Annotated in this window: 6 protein-coding genes and 1 pseudogene; 2 read left to right on the top strand and 5 right to left on the bottom strand. The window is 63.6% G+C overall.

Annotation, left to right across the window (positions count from 1 at the left end; all coding sequences use genetic code 11):
* Nucleotides 1-9: 9 nt before the first annotated feature.
* On the bottom strand, nt 10-933 hold the full coding sequence (locus tag GM1_RS20955; protein WP_008382251.1) for a metal-dependent hydrolase: 924 nt from the start codon (nt 931-933) through the stop codon (nt 10-12).
* Between the two features lie 468 nt (nt 934-1,401).
* On the opposite strand from GM1_RS20955, the gene GM1_RS20950 reads away from it, so the two are divergent.
* Nucleotides 1,402-1,671: a DoxX-related protein gene (locus GM1_RS20950; protein WP_008382250.1), complete on the top strand. Its 270-nt coding sequence runs from the start codon at nt 1,402-1,404 to the stop codon at nt 1,669-1,671.
* Nucleotides 1,672-1,722: 51 nt separating this feature from the next.
* Here GM1_RS20950 and GM1_RS23055 read toward each other — a convergent pair whose 3' ends face one another.
* The 3 genes from GM1_RS23055 to GM1_RS20935 all read right to left on the bottom strand — a co-directional run bounded on the left by GM1_RS23055 (nt 1,723) and on the right by GM1_RS20935 (nt 4,946).
* Entirely contained in the window at nt 1,723-1,953 is a 231-nt protein-coding gene (locus GM1_RS23055) for a hypothetical protein (protein ID WP_008382249.1), read from the bottom strand.
* A gap of 280 nt (nt 1,954-2,233) precedes the next feature.
* The gene (locus GM1_RS20940) at nt 2,234-3,919 is read right to left on the bottom strand and encodes an FAD-dependent oxidoreductase (RefSeq protein WP_008382248.1); all 1,686 of its coding nucleotides are present in this window, start codon (nt 3,917-3,919) and stop codon (nt 2,234-2,236) included.
* A gap of 10 nt (nt 3,920-3,929) precedes the next feature.
* Nucleotides 3,930-4,946: an AurF N-oxygenase family protein gene (locus tag GM1_RS20935; RefSeq protein ID WP_008382246.1), complete on the bottom strand. Its 1,017-nt coding sequence runs from the start codon at nt 4,944-4,946 to the stop codon at nt 3,930-3,932.
* A 688-nt stretch (nt 4,947-5,634) separates the two neighbouring features.
* Between GM1_RS20935 and GM1_RS20930 the strand changes: the two genes are divergently transcribed.
* A complete protein-coding gene (locus GM1_RS20930) occupies nt 5,635-6,513 on the top strand; it encodes an SDR family NAD(P)-dependent oxidoreductase (protein ID WP_030175686.1) in 879 nt (292 codons plus the stop codon).
* A gap of 196 nt (nt 6,514-6,709) precedes the next feature.
* On the opposite strand, the pseudogene GM1_RS22210 reads toward GM1_RS20930, so the two are convergent.
* Nucleotides 6,710-7,184, bottom strand: a pseudogene (locus tag GM1_RS22210) (IS3 family transposase); the annotation flags it as partial.
* Between the last annotated feature and the right edge of the window lie 123 nt (nt 7,185-7,307).

Here is a 7,307-nt window from a genome sequence, read left to right as displayed (position 1 = left end):
GGCCCTCGTTCAGCAGCGGTCCGAGCGGCGCTGACGTCCACCCACGAGGTTGTCCGTCAAAATACCTTGGTCGCCGAACAACTCCGAGCGCCAGGTCTTGAGCAGATAGTCTGTGGGGTTGTCGCTGGGATGGAACCCGCGACGCGTGTAGGTTCCTAACTCGCGCAATACATCTCGGTTGATCCACGGGTTGGTGCGCATAGCCGCCACGCTTCGCAGAAGACGAGCCGGGTTGTACGTGGCGCGATCGGTGAGCATCGACGCCAGCGTGGACACGGTGACAAGCCCCAGGAACGTGATGTGGATCCCGCGCATCGTGCCGATACGCAGAGCTTCGCTGCCACCGATGGTCCGGTAGACGTCGAACGCCACCGCTTTGTGTTCGACCTCCTCGTAGGCGTGCCACAGCAGGAGTCCCCGCACCTCGTCGGAGGTGAGTAGCGCGCGTGCCTCGGTATTCGTGAGGAGCAGAGAGGCCAGGGTCGCCGTGTAGTGCTCGAGGCCGGCGGTCATGGCCAACGAGAATTTGTGCGGCGCGTGGCGGTAGATCATCGCCAGCGCTCGCTTGGTGAGGCGGTCATTGATCCGAGTGGGGTAACCCATTTCCTGGAGATGCTCGTTGATCTCGCGGTGCTCGCGTCCGTGTGTAGCCTCTTGGCCGATGAACCCGTCGACCTGCGCCCTCAATGTCGCGTGGGCGATCTCATCCTTGTAGTACTTCACCGACCGGATGAAGAAGTCCTCGCCCTCCGGGAAAACCGATGACAGCATGGACACGACGTGACTCATGATCAGGTCGTCGGAGACATAGTGCCGGTTCATGGAGCCCTGCGGATAGGAGAACTTGATCCGCCTTGCACGGATGGGCGCTGCCTTGAAGTCGACCACACCGGCGTCGTCGGTAGAGCTGATGGCGGGTTGCTCCGCGTCCATGCTGTCCTCCGGTCCCGTGCCGCCACACCAGAATATGTGTGTCAGCATCCACAGCTCGGTTCCCAATTATCAGTCCGCAGAGACAGTGCTGTCAATGATCGATAAGGCCCCGATGGGGGTACCGCGGTCGGCGAACGCACACGTGATGGCACCTGCCCCAGGCCGAAGTAGACGCCCTGTGGGGCCGCGCCGAAGGACCCCAGCCAGGCATATGCTGACCCCGCCAAATTGCGCTACGTACAATGCTCGGCTGACCAGCTGCGGCCGCGCGCAGCTGGTGCGCCTGGCCATCAAGCAGTTTGTCCGGGATCGGGAACTGGACCTGGGTGCTTCAGGGTACTTGAGAGAACTAACCCGTGAACCGCGATCATTTCGCCCGCCCCACCGCCGGCATGTGGTCTTGTCTCTCGACCGCCGGTGCGCTTGGCTCTGATGAGCTATCGAATCCACCTCACAGAAGGACACCCAATGCCCAACCAGACCACGTCCGTTCCTCGCGCTGCCGGAGTCGTCGTCGCCGCGACCGGCTTAGCACACTTGGTGGTGCCGCGGGCGTTTCATGCCATCACCGCGTCGGCGTTCCCGAAGGACACCACCACGTGGACCAAGCGGAACGGGGTCACCGAGGCCGTCGTGGGCACCGCGATCGCGATTCCGGCGACGCGGAAGGCGGGGCTGGTCGCACTGGGCGCCTACGTTGCGTTCCTCGGTTCGCGGATAGTTCTCGCGAGACGGTGACACTCACCCGGTGCTGGACTGATTTCGGTCACCGGGAGTTCTGACGACCACCTACGAGGTGAAGCCGGGGATCGGGTACTGCCCGTTGAGGCTGTGCTGGCCTACGTCGGCGATCTTGTATGCCTCTGGGGCGTGCCGGGTGTGGGTACGCACGTTGCGCAGAAACGGTCGAAGCCGTACTTGGGATTGGTCCCGCGCCGTACCGATCACCTCGAAGATCCCGCTGTTGAGGTTGAGCGCGGCAGTGGTCGCCAACGCCTTGACCCCGGACACCTTCACCATCAGTTCGCCGCGGTCCTCCGGGTGAGAGCATCACCACTTGTCCCAGGCCCGTCTGCAGCAGGAGCGTCGCTTCGCGGGCGATGGAGTCATCGCCCTTGCAATGCGGTGGTGGATTCGCCGTGGGAGCGAAGCGTGTAGGGATCGTGAAGGTGCACCCCTCGTGAAGATCGATCCGCCGACGAAGACGAGACCAGCACGACGGTAAGCAACATCGGCCCCCATCCGGGTAGCCGGGTAACCATCCGCCACCTCGTGTCTCAGCATGACAGCGGGCTCGTCGTCAGTGACAGAAACCGGCCAGCATCCGCTGCGTGAACGGCGGAGTAGGTGCGGCGGCCGCAACTGCCAACATGTCGGCGACCGAGGTGAACTTGTCGCGCGGGCGGCGCCCTCCGCCACGCTTGATTTCGGCTTCGTCGATGGCCCTCCATCCGGCCGCGTTCACCACATCTGGTCTGCGGCTGCGCACCAGTTTCGCCAACGCGTGGGGCCTTGTGCGCGGCGCGGTCAACAGACCGGCGTTGTAATCATCGACGACGCTTTGTACCGTCTCCGCCGCGCACGACTTGTTGGTGCCGATGAAACCGTTGGGGCCGCGCTTGATCCAGCCCGCCACGTAGCTGCCTGGCACCGGCTGTGCCGTTTGCGGATCGATGACCCGGCCCCCGTCGTTGGGTATCACGGCGGCGACGTCATCGAACGGTAGATCGCGAATGGCCTTCCCGCGGTATCCGATCGATGTCAGCACCAGGCCGGCGTCGAGATGACAGATTCGATCCGAACCCGTCACTGTGAAGTCGATGCCGCTCACGAGGGCAGTGCCGAGGATGCGCGCGGGCGTCAACCGGTATGCTAACCGGATCTGCGGGCGCGTCGCGGGCACTGACGCGTCTCCGAGCTTGCTCAGTACCTCCAGTTTGTTTCGGATCAGCGGGTCCTCCGCCGTGGCGAGGTCGGCCTGCACGAGAGCTTGGTCGGTCGCATCGAGAACCACGTCGCACGTCGATGTTAGCCCGATCAACTCGGGCAGGGTGAAAGCGGACTGCGCCGGCCCGCGGCGGGCTGCGATCACCACTTCGTTGACCTTCGACTGCCGCAGTGCGGCCAGCGCGTGATCGGCGATGTCCGTGCGCGCCAATGCGTCCGGATCAGTCGTCAAAATGCGGGCCACGTCGAGCGCGACGTTGCCGTTGCCGACCAGCACCACTCGTTCATGTTCCAGCGTGACAGGGAGATCTGTGTATTCGGGATGTCCGTTGATCCACGCGACCATTTCGGTGGCCGTGCCGGTGCCGGACAGTCCCATGCCGTCGACGTCGAGTCTGCGATCGTTCGGCGCTCCGACGGCATACACCACCGCATGATGGTGGGCCAACAGTTCGGAGTGGGACACATCCGATCCCACCTCGACGTTGAGGTAGAAGGTGAATCCAGGCGATCGGCTCACTTCGTCGAAAAGCCGCGTGACCCGCTTGGTGTTCTGATGGTCGGGTGCGACGCCGGCCCGCACCAGCCCATAGGGCGTCGGGAGACGTTCGAAGACATTGACCCGCACCCCCGACTGGGTCAGCAGTTCGTCGGCGGCATACATCGCCGCCGGACCAGAGCCAACAATCGCCACCGTCAATGGATCCGACTCGCGTGCATCGACTTTCGGCGCGGCGATGACCGGCGCCAGCTTAGACGTCGGCGGAACCCTCTCGCCTGCGGGCCGATCCGGGTAGAACGCCGCGTTGAGGGAGACAAACGGCAATTGTTCAGGCCGCAGCTTTGCCTGCGGCACTATCGCCCCGACCGGGCAGGCAGATACACATGCGCCGCAGTCGACACACGAGACCGGATCGATGTACAACATCTCAGCGGTGGCGAACCCGGGTTCGTCTGGCGACGGATGAATACAGTTGACCGGGCAGGCGTACACACAGGAGGCGTCGCTACAGCACGACTGGGTGATCACATGGGGCATGTACGCCGCCCTACGCTACGGCGGACACGTGCTGGCGCTGCGGCTCGCTACGGTAGCGACTCGGCTTGCCGTCGATCTTGCAGATCCGCCAAACGATCTTGGCGAGCGGATTGATCAGTCCCGTGTCGTGGCACAGCATCCGGACGTCACCGAACATGTCACGTAGCATTTGCCGCGACTCCGGCGAATTGAAGAAGACCTCCTTGCGCACCGAGCGCGGAATATCGAATTCCTTCCAGAACTCCCGCGGCGGAACCATGATCGCCGAACACAGCACGCGCATCATCACCGGCACAAACATCGACAACAAGAACCGCTTCCCCCGCGACAAATGCGGCACCCGCTTACGCAGGTACTCATGCGCGAACGAGATGTGCCGCGCCTCTTCAGCCACATGGATCGCCATCACCCGCTCCATGATCGGGTGCAGCTGTTTACCCTCACGCAGAACATTCTTCTGCGTATGATCGATGGGCTCTTCACCGGCGAGAATGCCGAACCAGAACGGTATCGGCAACGGACCCGCCATCAACGGGACCACCGGTTGGGACCACCTCAGCAACCGAGGCATCCCGGGCACGTCGACCCCGATGCGGTTCACCATCTCCTGGAACATCATGGTGTGGTTACACTCTTCGGCGGCCTCATGCAGGCAGTAGCGGTACTCGGGCGACCCGTTGGGCGTCCAGAACGCGTAGTCCATCAGGCCGCGGATCAGGACCAACTCGAAGTGCAGGCCGACCTTGGCAACGTTGGCCTGACGCCACATACCGATCTCGATCTGGCGCTCGACCGCTTGCGCTTGATACCACGGGTGACGTCCGAGCGGATCGGTCCCAGGAAGGATCCACCGCTCGTCATTGGGTGTCACCGCGAACTCGGGTGCATCCCAATCGATATCGATATAGGGGTTGAAATGCCGTCGCACTGACCCCTCAGACAGTGTGTTGAGCATGTCGGTGTACACGGTGTCGTCGAGCACATCCATGTTGCTACGCCAACGTTTGATGATGCCGGTTCTAGCCATAAGAAGCCTCCCCTGAGGTTGATGTTTCTACGGCTTTTATACGTACACGATACCGCAAGTATCGGATATCGGAAATGCCCCGGTCGTGCGATGACCGAAACCGCCCCGATCCAGGGCCGCGCGATAGGGAGCGGTGGCTGGCAAGACGGCTAACCAGCGAGACGCAAAGACGGCATGACGGCCTGGGCCGCGCGGTCGCTACAGGCGCGTGTGTACAGGAATGGAACGTATATGTACACGCGGAGGGTCGGACGGTGTTGAAATCATCGAATTGTGCACATGTCAGAACAGAGCGGGCGGGCGGTGTCGTCGTGCGCCGGTTGCCCCCGTGTCGCTTCGGCGGGCTCGTTTTTCAACCGGAACCGACACCTCCCTCAGGACAGTTCTTACCGCTGACAGCTGATCTTGACGGCTGATGGTGACCAGGTGATCGTAGGGGCCGCTCAACCGGCTACGACGCCGTCCTGGCCGAGCTAGATCGCCAATCGGCCAACCACCGGCCGTCAAGCACCAAGTCTGGCTTTTGTTGGTGCACGAAGGCGGCAGCGAGGGGCTCTCGCTCTGGCACGGCGGCCCACATATTTCGTGTTCTCCGGCCCACTGGGACGACGGGCAAGACGACCATCGGCCGCATCCTCGCAGCGGATGGGGGTCAATAGTGCTGCGCCTCGTGATCTACGGTCTATGCATGGTGGCAGCAGCTGTGAGATACGTGCCGGCCCGAGTCGCGCATACTGCTTTACAACGACCACGTACGCCGGGCGAGCTCGTCAATACACTTCGCACCGGGTCGCCGGCCAGGCGGCTACGGTATTCAACCGTCCTCGTCACTGGCTCTTCGTCGGGCATCGGCGCTGCGGCAGCTGAAGAGTTCGCCCGTCGTGGAGCCCACGTCTTGATGGTGGCGCGTCGTGCGCACAGCCTAGACGAGCTCGTCACGCGTATCCGGGCCGCGGGCGGCTATGCCGACGCCTGTCCGGCGGATCTCTCCGACACCGACGACACGGCTCGCCTGATCCAGCACGTGCTCGCCGAGTACGGCTGCCCAGACATCGTCGTGAACAACGCCGGGCGGTCGATTCGCCGCGAGGTCCTCGACTCGACGGATCGGCTGCACGACTATCAGCGCACCATGGCGGTCAACTACTTCGGTCCCGTGCAGCTGACGTTAGGGTTCCTACCTGCCATGAAGGAGCGCGGCAGCGGCCACTTCATCAACGTCTCCACCTGGGGGATCCCAATGGGCGCTATGCCCAAGTTCTCGGCATACGCGGGATCGAAGGCCGCGATTACCGCCTTCGGACGCAGCATAGCGTCGGAGTTGCGTGGCACAGGGGTCTCTGTGACGACCGTCTTCTTCCCGCTCGTGCGGACACCGATGATCGAGCCCACCAACGAATACCACCAAATTCCCGCGCTCACCGCGGTCGAGGCTGCGGACTGGCTCGTGCACGCGGCTGTGTATCGCGATCTGGAGGTCATGCCGCGAGTGGCACGGCTTCTCCGACGAGTGGGCGCGGCCTCGTCGAGAGTCGCGGACCGGCTTGTGGAACGTAATGCGCCCTGACGTGTGCCCCAGATGGTGGCCCACGGCGAGGTGATCAACTCGGCGAGGAGGGCCGATGTGCGACACGGGGATACCTGACTCGTCGGTGCGATCGGCCCGAGGCTCTGCTGCACGACGGTCCACTTAGCCTGGTCCCGCCGCCGGGCTGTCGGGGTGGTGCCCCGGACCTGCGATCTCGGCCAACGTGTCGGCACGACATATGCGACGCCACGCGCCACCCGACGATCATCCGGGAGTAGACGTCGGTAATGAAGCACACATACCCCACCCCGCACCAGGTCGGCACGTACGTCAGATCGGCACCCACAGATGATTGGGTGCGGTCGCGGTGAAGTTGCGTTTGACCAGATCCGGATGCCGTGGCGTATCTGGATCGGCTTTCGTGGTGCGCACCTGCTTTCCCCGGCGGACCCCTTCGATGCCGGCGAGCCGCATCAACTGGGCGACCTGGTCGCGGCCGACGGCGTGACCGCGCCCGGCGCGCGGCCGTCCACAGCTTGCGGTCACCGTAGACCCGGTAGTTGTCCTCCCCCAGCTGTTCAAGAGCCGGACCCATCACCCGCGTCACGTCGCGTCCGCGCCGACGGCGCGCGGGCCTTGGTCACGTAGTACGTACTCGGGGCCACCGGCACCCCTGCTGAGCGCAGGACAGCACTAATGGGCTCGACCCCAAACCAAGCGGAAGTAGAACTCTGAAGCCCACACCGTGTGGAATCCGGTGCCGAGGATCGAGAGACCATATGTACTCACAGCATTCCTTCCGCTACAGGTCGCCGCCCGGCGCGCGACGCGGG

The sequence above is a fragment of the Gordonia malaquae NBRC 108250 genome (assembly GCF_000344135.1).
Taxonomy (GTDB): Bacteria; Actinomycetota; Actinomycetes; order Mycobacteriales; family Mycobacteriaceae; genus Gordonia; species Gordonia malaquae.
This window is presented reverse-complemented; position numbering and strand designations above follow the sequence as displayed.

Bases quoted from the DNA above. Each gene is read 5' to 3' on its own strand.
- GM1_RS20940 (WP_008382248.1), bottom strand. From the start codon at position 3,919: ATGCCCCATGTGATCACCCAGTCGTGCTGTAGCGACGCCTCCTGTGTG.
- GM1_RS20930 (WP_030175686.1), top strand. From the start codon at position 5,635: ATGGTGGCAGCAGCTGTGAGATACGTGCCGGCCCGAGTCGCGCATACT.
- GM1_RS20935 (WP_008382246.1), bottom strand. From the start codon at position 4,946: ATGGCTAGAACCGGCATCATCAAACGTTGGCGTAGCAACATGGATGTG.
- GM1_RS20955 (WP_008382251.1), bottom strand. From the start codon at position 933: ATGGACGCGGAGCAACCCGCCATCAGCTCTACCGACGACGCCGGTGTG.
- GM1_RS23055 (WP_008382249.1), bottom strand. From the start codon at position 1,953: ATGGTGAAGGTGTCCGGGGTCAAGGCGTTGGCGACCACTGCCGCGCTC.
- GM1_RS20950 (WP_008382250.1), top strand. From the start codon at position 1,402: ATGCCCAACCAGACCACGTCCGTTCCTCGCGCTGCCGGAGTCGTCGTC.